Origin of the sequence: Methylobacterium sp. NPDC097929 (genome assembly GCF_049543375.1) — a bacterium.
GTDB lineage: Bacteria > Pseudomonadota > Alphaproteobacteria > Rhizobiales > Beijerinckiaceae > Methylobacterium.
This window is the reverse complement of record NZ_JBMVEP010000013.1, coordinates 87,427-102,654: the sequence shown is the minus strand read 5'-3', so window position 1 is coordinate 102,654 and position 15,228 is coordinate 87,427. Positions and strand designations below refer to the sequence as shown.

The following is a 15,228-nucleotide window of genomic DNA, read 5'->3' as shown; positions in this document are numbered from 1 at the left end:
GATGTCGCGACCGGCCGTCTTGCCTGCGTCGCCTGCCTCATGGCCGCCAACGCCCTCAACAATCCAGCCTGAGGTTTCGTCCTCAAACAGGCTCTAAGGTCCGGTGTAGCTGCTCGGCCATGGCGGAGAGCACGCCGTTGAGGTCGACGGGGTGTGCTTCCAGGCGCTGCTTGAGAGAGAAGGCGAGCAGTTGCTCAGTGAGCCTGGCACCGCGCTGCGCGGCCTGCATGGCATTGTGCAGGAGACGCAACGCGCGCTCGTCCGTGACCTTGCGCTCGGCAAGCTCCAAGGAGCCCATCACCGCGGCGAGCAGGTTGTTGAAGTCGTGCGCGACGCCTCCCGTCAGTTGCTCGATGGCGTCCATCTTGCGCGTTTGCACAGCCTGTTCCTGTGCCTCGGCACGGAGGCGCGACAGCTCCAGGTTGGCCCGGACGCGCGCCTGGAGCTCCCGCGCCGAGAACGGCTTCACGAGGTAGTCGTCCGCGCCGGCCTCCAATCCCTCGACGCCGGCCTCGGCGCCCGCGCGGGCGGAGAGCATGATCACCGGCACCGTGCGTAGGGCGGGATCGGCCCGGACTGCCCGGGTCAGCGCGATGCCGTCGAGCACCGGCATCATCACATCGGTGAGCAGCAGGTCCGCCGGCGCCTTGCGCAACGCTTCCAGGGCGGCGGCGCCGTCACCGACCGCGACCACTTGGTGGTCCCGCCCGAGCAGGCGCTCGGCGTAGGCACGCATGTCGGCGTTGTCATCGGCCAGGACGATGCGGGGCCGACCATCCCCGGAGGGTGCCTCTTCGAGCGAGCCCCGAAGGGATACGACGTTGGACGGCACTTGGGGCAGCCATCGCAAGGCTTCCTCGACGTAACCGCGGGCCTGGCCTTCGTCGGGTGCCGCCCCTGCCTCGACGACCCTGTCAGCGGGCAGGTGGGAGCGCCCGAAGGGAAGGGTCACCGTGAAGGTCGTGCCCTGACCAAGCGTGCTGCGAACCTCGACGTCCCCGCCGTGGAGGGAGACGAGGTCGCGCACGAGCGCGAGGCCGATCCCCGAGCCCTTGTGCGAGCGGCTGCGGGTGCCCTCGATGCGGTGGAAGCGGTCAAAGACGTGCGGCAACGCCTCGGCGGGAATTCCGACACCGGTGTCGGCCACCGTCAGGCATACGTCTGCCGGACCCGGCCCGAGCCGGACGTCGATGCTGCCGTGGAAGGTGAATTTGAAGGCGTTGGACAACAGGTTGAGGACGACCTTCTCCCACATGTCCCGGTCGACGAAGACGGTCTCTGGAAGCGGAAGGCAGTCGACGCGTAGGGCAAGGCCGCCCCGTTCGACCGCCGAGCGGAAGGTGCTCGCCAAGTCCGCCGTCAGGGCCGCGAGGTCGGCCGGCGCGAAGGTCGCCTCGACGCGTCCGGCCTCGACGCGCGAGAAGTCGAGCAAGGTGTTGACGAGCCTGAGTAGCCGGAGGGCGTTCCGGTGGGCCACCTCAAGCTCCTTGCGGCTCCCGGGCGCGATGCCGGGGTCCCGCAAGGCCTCCTCAAGGGGGCCGAGCATCAAGGTCAACGGGGTGCGGAACTCGTGGCTGACGTTGGAGAAGAACCGCGTCTTGGCGCGGTCAAGTTCGGCCAGGGCCTCGGCGCGTCGCCGCTCCTCCTCGTAGGCGCGCGCATTGCGGAGCGCCGTCGAGACCTGCCCCGCCACGAGATCGAGGAAGCCCCTGTAGCCTTCGTCGAGCGCGCGGCTCGGGCTCACGCCGAGGATCAGCACGCCCAGCGGCTCCGAGCCGGCCTCGCCCGCGAGCGGCACGACCAGCGCGTCCTCCACGGGGTCGCCCCACAACCCTCCCGCCATGCCGAGGGTCGTGCCGAGGCCGCCCACCCCTACGGTCTCGCCCGCGAGCGCCCGCTCAAAGGGCCAGGTCGCCCCTGCCTCCGCCGAGGCCAGGGGATGGGCGGCATCGATTCCGACAGCCGCGCCCTGACGCAGGCTGCCGTCGGGCTCGCGCAGGAAGACGAGCGCGAAGGGCACGTCGAGCCTCTCGCCGGACAGCGCGCGGGCTACGTCCGCGCAGGTCGCGTCGACGTTACGGGTCTCGCCCGCGTTGGCCGCCAGGTCGCGCAGCAGGCCGAGCCGACGCTCGCCCACGACCTGGGCGGTGACCTCGCTGCACACCGCCAGCATGCCGACGATGCGGCCGTCGTCGTCCTCGGCCGGCGCATGAGAGACGCTGAAGTAGGCTTCCTCCCGGTAGCCGGCCCGCTCCATCAAGAGCGGCAGGGCCGCCGTCCAGTTGGCCTCGCCGGTCTGCATCACGCGGGCGATCATCGGGCCAAGCGTGTCCCAGGACGCCGCCAGCGTGACACGGATGTCGCCGCCGAGCGCGTTGGGGTGCCCGGCGCCGATGAGCTTGGCGTAGGCGTCGTTGTAGACCTGGGTGAACTCGGGGCCCCACGTCAGGATCATCGGGTACTGCGAGGACAGGAGCGTGCGAACGGTCGAGCGCAGGCTCTGCGGCCAGGCGGCCACGGGACCAAGAGGCGTCGCCGACCAGTCGAGGCCGCGCGCGAGCGCCCGGACCTCCCCAGTACCCCGGAACAGCGTGGCCGCGGCTTCAGCAAGGGTCATTGTCCGCTACCCTTCTCCGCGTCGCACCTATCCCTCCATGCCTCGGCCATGGCCGCCACGCGTCCCCGCTCCCTCAAACCTCGTCGCAGCCGACAGATATGGGTCACGCCTCGATCATGTCCCGGATACGCGACGCCAAGGCCTCCATCACGAACGGCTTCGTGAGCACCTGCATGCCGGGCTCCAAGTAGCCGTTACCCACCGCCGCGTTCTCGGCGTAGCCGGTGATGAAGAGCACCTTCAGGCCGGGCCGTGTCACCCGGGCCGCGTCCGCCACCTGCCGACCGTTCATGCCGCCGGGCAGGCCCACGTCGGTGATCAGCAGGTCGACGCGCGCGTCCGACTGCAGCACCCGCAAGCCGGACGGGCCGTCCGCCGCCTCGATGGCCGCGTAGCCCAGGTCCTCCAGCACCTCGGCCACCAGCATGCGCACGGACGGCTCGTCGTCGACGACGAGCACCGTCTCCCCTGGCTCGGCCCTGGGCGCGTCGGCGAGGTCCGGAAGGTCCCCGGCGGCGGAGACGTCGCCGTGGTGGCGCGGCAGGTACAGGCACACGGTCGTGCCCTGCCCGATTTCCGAGTAGATGCGCACCTGCCCGCCGGACTGCTTGGCGAAGCCGTAGATCATGCTGAGACCAAGTCCGGTACCCTGGCCGATGGGCTTGGTGGTGAAGAACGGGTCGAACGCCTTGGCGACCACATCCGCGCTCATCCCCGTGCCGGTGTCGGTGACGCAGAGCGATAGGTATTGTCACGGTGGCAGGTCGCGTTCGCGGGCGGCATGGTGGTCGAGCCACCGGTTTGCAGTCTCGACCGTGATGCGTCCGCCCTCGGGCATGGCATCGCGGGCGTTGATGCACAGGTTCAGCAGCGCGTTCTCAAGCTGGCCCGGGTCCACCAGCGCCGGCCAGAGGCCGCCTGCGCCGACCACCTCGATGTGGACGGCCGGGCCCACGGTCCGGCGGATGAGTTCCTCCATGCCATGGATGAGGCCATTCACGTCGGTCGGTCTCGGTTCGAGGGTCTGCCGCCGCGAGAAGGCGAGCAGGCGATGCGTCAGCGCGGCGGCCCGCTTGGCCGCCCCTTGCGCGGCCGTCATGTACCGGTCGATCTCGGTCAGGCGGCCCTGGCTCATGCGCGTCTGCAGCAGTTCCAGGCTGCCGGATATGCCGGTGAGCAGGTTGTTGAAGTCGTGGGCGATGCCGCCGGTGAGCTGGCCCACCGCCTCCATCTTCTGCGATTGCCGCAGCGCCTCCTCGGTCTCGGCGAGCGCCTGCGCCGCCTCCTTCTCGGCCGTGACGTCCCGCCCGACCGCGTGGATGCGGTCCTCGGCTGGTACGGCTGTCCACGAGAGCCAGCGGTAGCTGCCGTCCTTGTGCCGGTAGCGGTTCTCGAAGCGCAGGGTGGTCCGGCCCTCGGACAACTCGCCGACCTCGGCTAGCGTGGGCGCGACGTCGTCCGGGTGAACGAGATCCATGAACGCGCCGCCGACGAGGTCGCGCTCGTCCCAGCCGAGCAGCGTCGTCCAGGCCGGATTCACCGCCTCGATGGTGGCGTCGTAGCGCGCGACGAGCATGATGTCGGTGGAGAGCCGCCACATGCGGTCGCGGTCGGCGGTGCGCTCGGTGACGAGGCCTTCGAGCTCCTCACGCGAGCGTGCGAGCACGTCCCGCGCCTCGACGATGTCCTGGATGTCGGTGCAGGTCCCGAACCAGCGGGTGACCTGCCCTGTGGCGTCGCGCATCGGCAGGGCGCGGCCGAGCGTCCATCGATGCTGCCCGGTATGGTGGCGTAGGCGGTACTCGATCCGGTAGGGCTCGCCGCTCGCGAGGGACGCGCTCCACACCTCCCAGGTCCGTTCCCGGTCGTCGGGATGGACGATGCCCTCCCACGCCGCGCCGTCCGTGGTGCCAGCCGGCACGCCGGTGAAGTCGTACCAACGCTGGTTGTAGTAGTCGTGGTAGCCGTCCGCCCTCGTCGACCAAACCATCTGGTCGATGGAGTTGGCGATGGTCTGGAACCGCGCCTCGGCCTCGCGCAGCGCGTCCTCGCGCTCCCGGCGCTCGGTCACGTCGCGGTAGAACAGCGCTAGCCCCTCCGGGTGCGGGTAGGCGCGCACCTCCAGCCAGACGGCGTGCCCATCCGGCCAGACATAGCGGTGCTCCAGCGTCCGTGAGACGCGCTCCCGCATCACGCGCAGGTACATCTGCCCGATGGGCATGGCCTCGGAGCCCGGGTAGACCTCCCAGTGCGAGCGGCCGACGACCTGATCCGGCGGCCTCTCCTCCAGCCGGAGGCCCTCGGCGTTCATCTGGAGGATGCGGAAGTCTTGGTCGAGGAGCATGAAGCCCTCGCCCATGCCCTCCAGCAAGCCCGAGGCCCGTGCCTCGCTGGCGCGCAGGGCCTCCTCGGCCCTGACCCTGGCTGTGGTCTCGGTGCAGGAGCAGAACATGCCGCCCACCGTGCCGTCCTCGTTCCGGATCGGCGAATAGGAGAAGGTGAAGGTGGTCTGCTCGTCGTAGCCGTGGCGGTTCATCGTGAACGGCAGGTTCTCGGCCCAGGTCGCCTCGCCGGCCATCGCGCTGTCGACGAAGGGCGTGATGGCCTCCCAGATCTCGGGCCAGATCTCGCGGAAGCGGCGACCGAGGGCAGCCGGGTGCTTGTCGCCCAGGATCTCCGCGTAGGCGTCGTTGTAGACGAAGGCGAGGTCCGGCCCCCAGGCGGCGAACATCGGGAACCTGGAGCCGAGCATCAGGCTCGCGACCGAGCGCAGCGCCTGCGGCCAGGTTTCCGGCCAACCGAGCGGCGAGGACGACCAGTCGTTGGCCCGCATGCGCTCCCCCATCTGCCCGCCTCCCGACAGAAAGGCGGCGGTCGTGGATGGGGAGGTCTCGGACATGCTCTGCGGTGGGGCCTGGATCGGGAAAGCGGCGGGCAGGGTTGTCTTCCCCCCGGCCAAGGATTCGGTGGGGGCCATGATACGTGGTGGTGGCGAGTTTGCGGCGCTCCGTGTGGCAGGGTCGTTGAGCTCGGGTCCTGCCGTCACGGGCCGCCGCGCCCCCCGGTCACGCGCTGCAGGATGTGCGAGAGCTGCCTGGCCGAGTAGGGCTTGTGCAGGAGCTCGAAGCCGTGGCCGCCCTCCTGCGCCAGCACGTGGCTGTAGCCGGACGCCAGGACCACCGGAAGGCTCGGGAAGCGGCGCCGGATCTCGCGCGCAAGCTCAACCCCGTTCATGCCCGGCATCACCACGTCCGAGAACACCGCGTCGAACCCCGCGCCGTCCGGGCCGAGATGCGCCAGGGCCTCTCCGGCGTTCGCCGCCCAGGTCGTCTCGTAGCCGAGGTCCTCCAGGATCTGGGTTGCGAAACGCCCCACCTCCACGTTGTCCTCGACGACAAGCACGCGCTGGCCCGTGCCGCCGTCCGCGGCGTCGGGCTCCACGGTCCGCAGCTCCTCGCCCCGGGCGGCGTCGACCTGCGGCAGGTACAGGGTAAAGGTCGAGCCGCGTCCGGGTGCGCTCGCGACGTCGACGTCACCGCCGGACTGCTTGGCGAAGCCGAACACCTGGCTCAAGCCCAACCCGGTCCCCTTGCCGACCTCCTTCGTGGTGAAGAACGGCTCGAAGATGCGCCCGACCACGTCGGCCGGGATGCCGGAGCCGGTGTCCGTCATGGACACGGCGGCGAAGGGCTCGGGCGCTGGGGCATGTCCGCGGATGGCGGGCTTGCCGACCCCGCAGGCCAGGCGCAGCGTCAAAGTGCCCTCTCCGTCCATCGCGTCGCGGGCGTTGACGGACATGTTCACCAGCGCGGTCTCGAACTGGCTGCGGTCGGCGCGCACGAAGCAGGGCGCATCCGGCAATTCGGTGACGACCCGGATGCGCGCGCCCGTGACCGTGTCGAGCATCTCGGCCACGCCGCGCAGAACGGCAACGAGGTCGAACGCCTCCGCCTTCAACGCCTGCCGTCGCGCGAAGGAGAGCAGCTGCCCGGTCAGCTTGGCGGCCCGGTCGACGGTGTCCGAGACCGCGTCGAGGTAGCGGGCCTTGCGGGCCTCGGCCAAGTCGGGCCGGCGCAGGAAGTCGACCGACGAGCGGATGATGGTCAGCAGGTTGTTGAAGTCGTGCGCCACGCCACCGGTCAATTGCCCGATGGCCTCCAGCTTCTGCGACTGGCGCAGCGCCTCCTCCGCCTCGTGCAGGGCGACCGCGCGCTCCTTCTCGGCGGTGACAGCGCGTCCGTAGGCGTAGACGATGTCGCCCTCGGTGGCGGTGTGCCACGAGATCCAGCGCGGCGTCCCGTCCTCGTGCCGGTAGCGGTTCTCGAAGGCGGTGAGGTCGTCGTCCGTGGCGGCGTAGGACAGCGCCGTGCGCGTCACGACGTCGTCTTCGGGCCAGACGAATTCTTGGAAGCTGCGGCCCACCACCTCCGCTGGGTCGTGGCCCAGGATCGTCCTCCAGGCCGGGTTGACCGCGCGGAAGACGCCGTCGACGCCGACCACGACGAGCAGGTCGCGCGAGTTGCGCCAGACCCGGTCGCGCTCGGCCGTGCGCTCGGCGATGCGCCGCTCCAGCGCCTCCTCGCGGGCGTGCTCCTCGGTGACGTCCTGCGCGATGCCGCCCAGATGCCGGAGGCAGCCCTCCGCGTCGCGGATCGGGAAGCCGGTGTCGCGGATGTGGCGCACGGCCCCGTCCTCGGGCCGCACGATGCGGTACTCGACCGTGTGTGTCTCGCCGGAAAGCAGGCGCGGCATGGCCGCGAAGGCGCGCGCACGGTCGTCAGGGTGCACCAGCGAGGCCCAGCGTCCGAGGTCGCCCATCACCAGCTCGCGCCGGTCGCCCCAGACCCGCTCGTAGGCCGGGCTCAGCCACTCCAGCCGGCCGCCCGCGGGGTCGGCGATCCAGAGCACCGTCGGCCGAGTTCTCCGCGAAGGAGCGGAAGCACTCCTCGCTCTCGATCAACCCGGCCGCGGCGCGCACCCGCGCGGTCGTCTCCTGCGCCACGTTGAGGATGCCCGCGGCGCGCCCGTCCGCACCCAGGACCGGGTTGAGGCTGTATGTGAAGAAGACCTCGTCGGGCGTGCCGTCCCGGTCGAGCACCAGCCGCTGGTCCTGCACCTCCACGGCGCCCTCGCCGGCGAGCACCCGGGCGAACATGGGTTCGAGCTCCTGCCATGCCTCCGGGAACACCTCCCGCGCCGGGCGGCCCAGCGCGCCGGGATGCTTGCCTCCGACGAGCGCGCCCCAGGCGTCGTTGTAGAGGATGGCGAGGTCGGGCCCCCAGTAGAGCGCCATCGGGGCCGCGGCCTGGAGCGCGACGCCCACCAGGGTGGCGAGCGCCGCCGGCCACGCCTCGGCGGGCCCGAGGACGGTGGCGGACCAGTCGTGCGCCCGCATCCGGGCGGCCATCCCGCCGCCGCCCGGAAACAGGTTCGTTGTTTTCGCCGGCTCGCCGTCCATCCCGGGGTTGTCGTCCCATGCAGTCAGGCCCCTCTTGTGGGAGAGATGCCGCACACGGCACAAGCCCGTTCTCGAATCGTACGCGTCCCTTGCGCGCCCGGCACCAACGGATCCCCAGCTACCCGCATCGGTCTGCCGCCGGACGGGCTTATCGGATGGGTCCCGGCGATGTGCGGGGCTCCAGGCTCCAAGGGGACCGAACCTCGTACACGATGCCGTCGTCGTCCCCGTACGGCGTGCCGGACGCCGCGGTCGACGCGATGGCCCGGAGCAAGGCGTCCGCGGGGACCCGGTCGGCCAGCACGAGCACGGGGCCGACCCCGACCTCGCCGCCGTCGGCGAACGCAAGGCGTCCGGCCACCAGGGCACCGGCCATGTCCGCGAGAAGCTGGCGGTCGGCGGGCCTGAAGGCCGCCAGCGCCAGGGCATCCTGGTCGTACGCCGTGACGAGGGCGTCGTCCGCCTGGATCGCGCCGTGGAAGGCCTCGCCGTCCCGAAGGTCGCGCAACCGGATGCCCCTCTGCTTCGCCCGCCAATCGGTGGCGAAGGGGTCGTTGAGGATCAGCAGGGTCGCGAGCTTGGGGTCGTCGTGCTGGACGAGGACCCATCGGGGCTTGGCCCTTTCGGGCGGCAGAGGCCGTCCTCGACCGTCGCCGCGTCGTCGGGCACCCCAAGCCAGTCGCGCAGCCCAACGCAATCGCCGACATGCTCGGCCGCAGCGTCATGCCCGAGCGCCACGCCCCAGGGCGCCTGGTCGAGGCCCAGAAGTACCACGCGGTTGTCGTTCCCGGCCTTCATCGATGCGGCTCCGGGCATGCCGCCCCAGCGGGGCCCTGCCGAACAGTGATCGCCCAAGTAGCCTCAAAGGCAAGGCTCGCGGGCGACGGAGCGCGCCGGCTCCGCCGTCCAAGTCATCGCCCGCGCGCAGACCGGCCACGTGATCCGCAGCGGCTCGGCCAGCGCTGCCGCAGGCATCTGCGTATACCTGTGTCGCCGGCTCGTCCGCCGTGCGTGCACGTTCATGCCGTGGCGGCAAGGCCCTCAGGAGGTGCAAACGCTAGCAAGCGCGGTTGAACGCATTCGGAGCGCTCCTCGTCTCGGACCGCGGCAAAGGCACGGGCCACGCGCGAGAACTCCGGCGTGCGGAGGTAACCGTAGGACTTGTGGTGGTTCGCCTCGCCGTTGGGCCGCAGGTAGCCGTTCACGACCCGCCGGTCGACGATGCTCACGCCGGTGTCGCTCGACCCGTAATCCGCGTCGAGCGCCCCCATGATGGCGACCACGTCCTCGCCGTCGGCAAGGTTGGTCCAGGCCGAGACGTTGTTCGGCACCCTGATCGCCCCATGCTCGGCCTCGAACTTGAGCTTCACCTTGGCGAGGCCCAATGGAGAGCCGGCCGTGACGAGGTGCTCGACCTTCAGGGAGGGATCCTCGCGCTCCAGCAGCCGCAGCGCATCGTAGGCGATCACCGATCCCATCGAGTGCGCCACGAGCAGGATGCGACGGTCGCGGTACGCCCGCAGCCTCTCGATGAGCCGGGCCCGCACGTCGCGGGCGAAACCCGCTTCCGAGTGGTAGTGCCAGAGGTCGTCGAAGCGGTGTTCCAGGATGACGTCGTCCACGAGCGTGACGCCGGTCGCCTCCTCGATGAGGTCGATGCCGGCGTAGACGGGTGCCAGTACATCCTTCGCCGTGACCGACGGTGCGTCCTCGCCTCCGGGAAGCGGACCGGCTCCGGCGTAGGGACGATACGGCTCGCGATTGTCGTCCTCCGGAAGCGGCGCGTCGTAGCGCAAGTCGGCCCAGTAGACGAACTCGAAGAGGAAGTCGGGATCGACCAGCCCTTCGTTGCGGGCCAAGCCTTCCGCGATGGCTGCCTTCCACCACCGCGTCTTCTCGTCGGCCGGCGGTTTGTTCGCGAGGCCGTGGATGCCGATGACGACGCGACCCGGCTCCATGACGGCTGGTGCCTCCTCGTTGTGTCGACGCGGCCCGGAGTGTTGCGACGCGTCCCGGAGCCGTGCAGTAACGCGGATGCCCAGGAATCCGATGCACGAGGCTCGTTTCCTGGATGATCGGGTCAGGAACGCTCCTCGGCGGCGAGGCGCTCGACCTCGCGCACGTAGCCGTCTGCGTCGAACTTCTTGAGCGTCGCCGCTCCCAGCGAGCGCACGTTCCCGTACACTGGCCGCGGGCCCCAGGGGCGGTCGTGCAGGCCGAAGAGCCAGGTCACGTTCGTGAACGAGTTCGCGTCGCGACCGTCGATGAAATACTTGTTGTTCAGCCGCAGCGCCGTCTCGAACGCCTCCTCGGGCGACGCCGACCACTCCAGGATCTTCTTGCCCCAATACATGCGCATGTGGTTGTGCATGTAGCCGGTCTCGCGCATCTCCATCATGGCCGCGTTCCAGTAGCGGTCGTGCGTCTCCCCGCGCTCGAACTGCTCGGGCGTGTAGAGGTAAGGCCGCGGATCGCCGCGATGCGCATCCAGCGTCTTGCGCGCCCAGGCCGGCGCGGCCTCGTAGGAATCGTAGTTCGGCTCGTAGTAGATGTGGTTCATCGCGAGCTCGCGCCGGACGATGAGCTCCTCCAGGTACGCCGCCTTGTCGTCCTCGCCGCCCGTCGCGGCAGCCTGGACCTTGAGCGCGATAGCGACCGGCGAGATCTGGCCGTAGTGCAGGTACGGGCTCATGTGCGAGGCCGCGCCTGCCTCCGGCCGCCCCCTGATCTGGGCATAGTGGTTGAAGCGGGCGTCCAGGTAGTGGCTCAGCGTCGCCTCGGCCTGCGTGGTGCCGCCCTTGAAGCGTCGCACCGGCCGCACGCTCTGGTCGGCCTTCAGGCTGGCAACGAGCCTCGGCACGTCCGAGAGGTCGAGCGTGCTCTCGAAGCTGAGATGGTCGGCCCGATGGGCGACCGACCGTTCCTCCAGCGGCACGAGGTATTCGGGCAGGAGCCGGCGAATCTTGGGCCGCAGGGTGCGGGCAGCGACCTCGTGCTTGGGCGAGGCGGTCTCGACGGGCACCACAACCTCGCCCTCGACCTGCACCACGCGGCAGGGCGCCCGGGCGGCGAAGTCGGCGTAGAAGCGACGCACCGGCTTCAGGTAGTTGCGGTCGCAGATCACGAGCGCCGCGTCCGCCGCGTAAAGGAGCGCGGTCTCGACCGGCGGCTGCCGGCGCGCGACGTAGGCGATGCCGCGCTTGGCGAGCTCAGGCCCGACCTCGGCCATGCCCTCCAGCAGGAAGGCCCAGTGGCGGGCGTTCGCCTCGGGAATGCCCTCGGCGAGCCCGTAGCAGACCAGCACCGGCAGCCCGCGCCCGTTGGCCTCCTCGACGGCGTATTCCAGGGCCGGGTTGAAGCGGGCGCGCTGGGACAGCCCCATCCAGTACAGGACGTAGGAAGCGCCATCCCGCGCGGGCAGGTCGTTGAGCGGCTTGATGCGGGTTGGCTGGATCATGCGCGACGGATTCCGTGTCGGCGTGGGCGAATGGCCGGCGGCCTCCTCCCACATAGGGCGGCTCGACCGAGAACGCGCCGCACGCGCGGCACGCCTCGGTAATCCACAGCGAAGACGAAACAGCGCATGTTGCCCACATGTTCTCGTGCGTTGATGGGCACGGCCAGGGGTGGTCCTTGTGTGCGTAGGTGGTGGGATGCCTGAGACCGGAAGCTACGGACCTGAGGAACGCGCCGCCGTGCTGGAGCGGCAGCGTACGCTGAAGATGGCGAAGTCGGCCCACGCCTACGTCCGCGGCAACACCCTGCAGTTCTACGACTGGCTCGATGGGCTCCCGCGCGGCACCCTGCCGGAGGGCCTCCGGTCTGGATCTGCGGCGACTGCCATCTCGGCAACCTGGGCCCGCTGGCCGACGCGGAGGGGCGTGTAGACATCCAGATCCGCGACATCGACCAGACCGTCGTCGGCAACCCGACCCACGACCTCGTTCGCCTCGGCTTGTCGCTGGCGAGCGCCGCGCGCGGCTCCGACCTGCCCGGCGTGGTCACCGCCCGGATGCTGGAGGAGATGGTCCGCGGCTACGCGCAGGGCCTCGCTGGCTTCAAGGCGGACGGGGCGCCGCCCGAGCCGGACGTGGTGCGCACCGTGCGCCGGCGCGCCCTCGGACGCGAGTGGAAGCACCTCGCCCGCGAGCGTCTGAAGGACGTCGAGCCCTCCATCCCGCTCGGTCGCAAGTTCTGAGCGCTCGACGATGTAGAGCGGGGCGCCTTGCAAGGCCTGTTCGAGGAGGAGCGGGTGCGCAGCCTCGTACCTGGCGCTGAACCGACGCGGCGGCCAGTCGATGGTCCGCCTGATCGACGCGGCGTACTGGATGAAGGGCTGCTCCTCACTCGGGTTCCTGCGCTACGCCGCGCTCGTGCGCATCGAGGACCAGGGCAAGCGGAGGCTCGCGCTCGTCGACCTCAAGGAGGCCGTCGAGCCCGCCGCACCGGCAACCCCGGGCGCGGAGATGCCCGCCGACCCGGCCGAGCGCGTCGTGGCCGGGGCGCGGGCGCTCTCGCCGAACCTGGGCGAGCGCATGCTGCCGGTGAGCCTCCTCGGCAAGCCGGTGGTGATGCGCGAGCTCGCGCCCCAGGACCTCAAACTCGACATCGACCAGTTCAGCCGCGAGGAGGCCGTGCGGGCGGCGCACTACCTCGCCCACGTCGTCGGCAATGCGCACGGCTGGCAGATGGACGAGGCCACCCGTTCGGGCTGGCGTGACGAGGTCCTGCGAGGCACGGACGGCGGGTCGCAGGCGCCGAGTTGGCTCTGGTCGAGCGTAGTCGAGCTCGCGGGCCGGCACGAGGTCGGCTACCTCCAGCACTGTCTCCGCTACGCGACCGCGGAGGCCGCTTGAGGCGTAGTGGCCTTCGGCGCTACGAGGCCGTCCGGGAGGGTCAGGTAGCCGAACCGGCCGCCCGCGCGCTTCCCGGGCCCCAGCAGCCCCAGGCCGTGCTCCGCGTCGCGGCGGCCTGCGGCCCAGCGGTCGCGGATGGAAGACGGCGAGAAGTCGAAGCTCTTGGCCGCGAGCTCGTCCGCGCCGGTCTGGTAGACGAGGTGAAGCAGCGTCACCGCCGGTCCCGCGGGATCGAGCCGCTCCCGCAGCGCGTACTCTCGCCTCAGCCCCGCAATCGCCCGACGCGGGGGGCTGGCGAAGATGAGGTCGTTGGCGCGCTCCAGAACCGCGTCGAGGGAGGCGGGTCGCGGCGCTCGCAGGGAGAACAGGTCGGAGGCGATGCAGAGAAGGTCCCGCTCCGGCTCGTTCTCGAAGAGCGGGTCGAGGGGCAGGTTGTTGGTGTAGCCCGCGTCGCATAGGACCCGGCCATCCACCTCGACGGGCGGAAAGGCGGGCAGGATGGCCGTGCTGGCGAGGATGTGCTCGGGCCGGACCTCCTGGCGTGCGGTATCGAAGTAGACCTCCTCGCCGGTCTCGATATCGACGCAGCCCACCGTTAGGCGCGTGCCGCCTCGGTTCAGCCGCTCGAAGTCGATGAGGCGCTCCAGGGTCCGCAGCAGGGGCTTGTTGTCGAACAGGGCCACGTCATTCGGCACCCATGGGAGGGCCGACCATAGGCCGGGTAACCGGTGGCCGAATATGCTCGGTCGCCCCCAGGCGAGCGCCAGGAGGGCGTGCAGGCCGTTGTAGACCTGGCGCGGCTTGAGCAGCCCGGTCGGGCTCGGGCCCGTGGCCAGGGTCGCCTCGTCCCAGAACGCCCGGAGCTTGGCGACCCTGTCCTCGGGGGCGTTGCCCGCGACGATGGCGGCAGTCACCGCGCCGATGGAGGCGCCCACGACCCAATCGGGCCGGAGCCCGTGGCCGTGCAGCGCCTCGTAGGTCCCGGCATGGTAGGCGCCGACGGCGTTGCCGCCGGCGAAGACCAGGGCCAGGTCGCGTGTGTCGTCCAACATCCGTGCCTTCGTGCGTTGAGGCCGTCGCCGGCCATGACCCGGGTGGCGTCAGCCGTGCGGCTTGAACACGACCTTGGTGCAGTTGTCCTTCTTGTCCCGGAACAGGTCGTACAGCGCCGGGCCCTCCTCAAGGTTCGTCGAGCGGTGGCTGATGATGAAGGAGGGGTCGATGTCGCCGTTCTGTATGCGCTCCAGCAGCGGCTTCATGTACCTCACCATGTGGGTCTGGCCGGTCTTCAGGGTCAGGCCCTTGTTCATCAGGATGCCGAGGGCGACGGGACCGACGGGACCCGCGAACACGCCCGGCATCGAGACGTTTCCGCCGGGCCTGCAGGCGAGGATGGCCTGGTTGAGCGCATAAGGCCGCTCAAGGCTGACCGTGTGCTCCATGATGGCCGAGGTGACCTTCTGCAGCGTGGTGTCCGCCCCGTGGGATTCCATGCCGACCGCCTCGATGACCGAGTCCGGGCCGAGGCCCTTGGTCATCTCCATCAGCGTGTCCTGCACGTTCTCCTTGGACAGGTCGATGGTCTCCGCGCCGGCCTCGCGGGCGAGCGCCAGGCGCTCGGGCACGCTGTCGATGGCGATGACGCGCTTGGCACCGAGCAGGTAGCAGCACTTCACCGCCAGCACGCCAACCGGGCCGCAGCCCCAGATGGCGACGGTGTCCTCAGGACCGATGTCGCAGTGCTCGGCGGCCTGGTAGGCGGTTGGGAAGATGTCGGACAGGAACAGCACCTGCTCGTCGGTGAGGCCCTCGGGCACCACGATGGGCCCGACGTCGGCGTAGGGCACCCGCAGGTACTCGGCCTGGCCGCCCGCGTAGCCGCCGGTGATGTGGGAGAACCCGAACAGGCCGGCGAGCGGGTAGCCGTAGGTCTCGGCCTGGAGCTTGCCGTTCGGGTTGGTGCGCTCGCAGCAGCTCCAGTTGCCCCACTTGCACTGCCGGCACTCGCCGCAGCAGATGGTGAAGGGCACCACGATGCGGTCGCCGACCTTGAGCTTCGCGTTGTCCTTTCCGACCTCGATGACCTCGCCCATGGTTTCGTGGCCGAGGACGTCGCCGCATTCCATGGTGGGCATGAACCCGCCCATGAGGTGCAGGTCCGAACCGCAGATTGCGCAGGCGGTCACCTTGATGATGACGTCGCGCCCGTGCTCGATCTTGGGGTCGGGCACGGTCTCGCAGGTGATCTTGCCCCGGCTCTGCCACGTGAGTGCTTTCATGGTCGGTCGCTTCCGTTC

11 protein-coding genes and 2 pseudogenes are annotated in these 15,228 nt (G+C 70.2%); 3 read left to right on the top strand and 10 right to left on the bottom strand.

Annotated elements, in window-relative coordinates:
* Positions 1–82: 82 nt before the first annotated feature.
* The 8 genes and pseudogenes from ACPCJR_RS22505 to ACPCJR_RS22470 form a co-directional block, all read right to left on the bottom strand.
* Positions 83–2,617: an ATP-binding protein gene (locus ACPCJR_RS22505; protein WP_238231185.1), complete on the bottom strand. Its 2,535-nt coding sequence runs from the start codon at positions 2,615–2,617 to the stop codon at positions 83–85.
* Between the two features lie 103 nt (positions 2,618–2,720).
* A pseudogene (locus ACPCJR_RS22500) lies at positions 2,721–5,516 on the bottom strand (PAS domain-containing protein).
* Between the two features lie 143 nt (positions 5,517–5,659).
* Complete coding sequence (locus tag ACPCJR_RS22495; RefSeq protein ID WP_423452050.1) at positions 5,660–7,525, bottom strand: PAS domain-containing protein; 1,866 nt, start codon at positions 7,523–7,525, stop codon at positions 5,660–5,662.
* 124 nt (positions 7,526–7,649) lie between these two features.
* Positions 7,650–7,910: pseudogene (locus tag ACPCJR_RS22490) on the bottom strand (histidine kinase); the annotation flags it as partial.
* A gap of 313 nt (positions 7,911–8,223) precedes the next feature.
* Positions 8,224–8,583, bottom strand: coding sequence for a hypothetical protein (locus ACPCJR_RS22485; protein WP_012452109.1), 360 nt, complete (start codon positions 8,581–8,583; stop codon positions 8,224–8,226).
* 53 nt (positions 8,584–8,636) lie between these two features.
* A complete protein-coding gene (locus ACPCJR_RS22480; protein ID WP_012452110.1) occupies positions 8,637–8,873 on the bottom strand; it encodes a hypothetical protein in 237 nt (78 codons plus the stop codon).
* Positions 8,874–9,094: 221 nt separating this feature from the next.
* Positions 9,095–10,033: an alpha/beta hydrolase gene (locus tag ACPCJR_RS22475; RefSeq protein WP_012452111.1), complete on the bottom strand. Its 939-nt coding sequence runs from the start codon at positions 10,031–10,033 to the stop codon at positions 9,095–9,097.
* Positions 10,034–10,155: 122 nt separating this feature from the next.
* Positions 10,156–11,532, bottom strand: coding sequence for a deoxyribodipyrimidine photo-lyase (locus ACPCJR_RS22470; RefSeq protein WP_041371810.1), 1,377 nt, complete (start codon positions 11,530–11,532; stop codon positions 10,156–10,158).
* A gap of 196 nt (positions 11,533–11,728) precedes the next feature.
* Between ACPCJR_RS22470 and ACPCJR_RS22465 the strand changes: the two genes are divergently transcribed.
* The 3 genes from ACPCJR_RS22465 (at position 11,729) to ACPCJR_RS22455 (ending at position 12,931) form a co-directional block, all read left to right on the top strand.
* Complete coding sequence (locus ACPCJR_RS22465; protein ID WP_338101732.1) at positions 11,729–11,962, top strand: DUF2252 family protein; 234 nt, start codon at positions 11,729–11,731, stop codon at positions 11,960–11,962.
* Positions 11,851–12,273 (top strand): DUF2252 family protein, encoded by a 423-nt coding sequence (locus ACPCJR_RS22460; RefSeq protein WP_338101734.1) that lies wholly within the window; start codon positions 11,851–11,853, stop codon positions 12,271–12,273. Before ACPCJR_RS22465 ends, ACPCJR_RS22460 begins: the two co-directional genes overlap by 112 nt.
* A gap of 70 nt (positions 12,274–12,343) precedes the next feature.
* Positions 12,344–12,931, top strand: coding sequence for a DUF2252 family protein (locus tag ACPCJR_RS22455; RefSeq protein WP_338101733.1), 588 nt, complete (start codon positions 12,344–12,346; stop codon positions 12,929–12,931).
* On the opposite strand, the gene ACPCJR_RS22450 is transcribed toward ACPCJR_RS22455, so the two are convergent.
* Together ACPCJR_RS22450 and ACPCJR_RS22445 are read right to left on the bottom strand one after the other, a co-directional pair.
* Positions 12,907–13,983 (bottom strand): patatin-like phospholipase family protein, encoded by a 1,077-nt coding sequence (locus ACPCJR_RS22450; RefSeq protein ID WP_012452114.1) that lies wholly within the window; start codon positions 13,981–13,983, stop codon positions 12,907–12,909. The genes ACPCJR_RS22455 and ACPCJR_RS22450 overlap by 25 nt on opposite strands.
* Before the next feature lie 48 nt (positions 13,984–14,031).
* Positions 14,032–15,210, bottom strand: coding sequence for a zinc-dependent alcohol dehydrogenase (locus ACPCJR_RS22445; protein WP_012452115.1), 1,179 nt, complete (start codon positions 15,208–15,210; stop codon positions 14,032–14,034).
* Between the last annotated feature and the right edge of the window lie 18 nt (positions 15,211–15,228).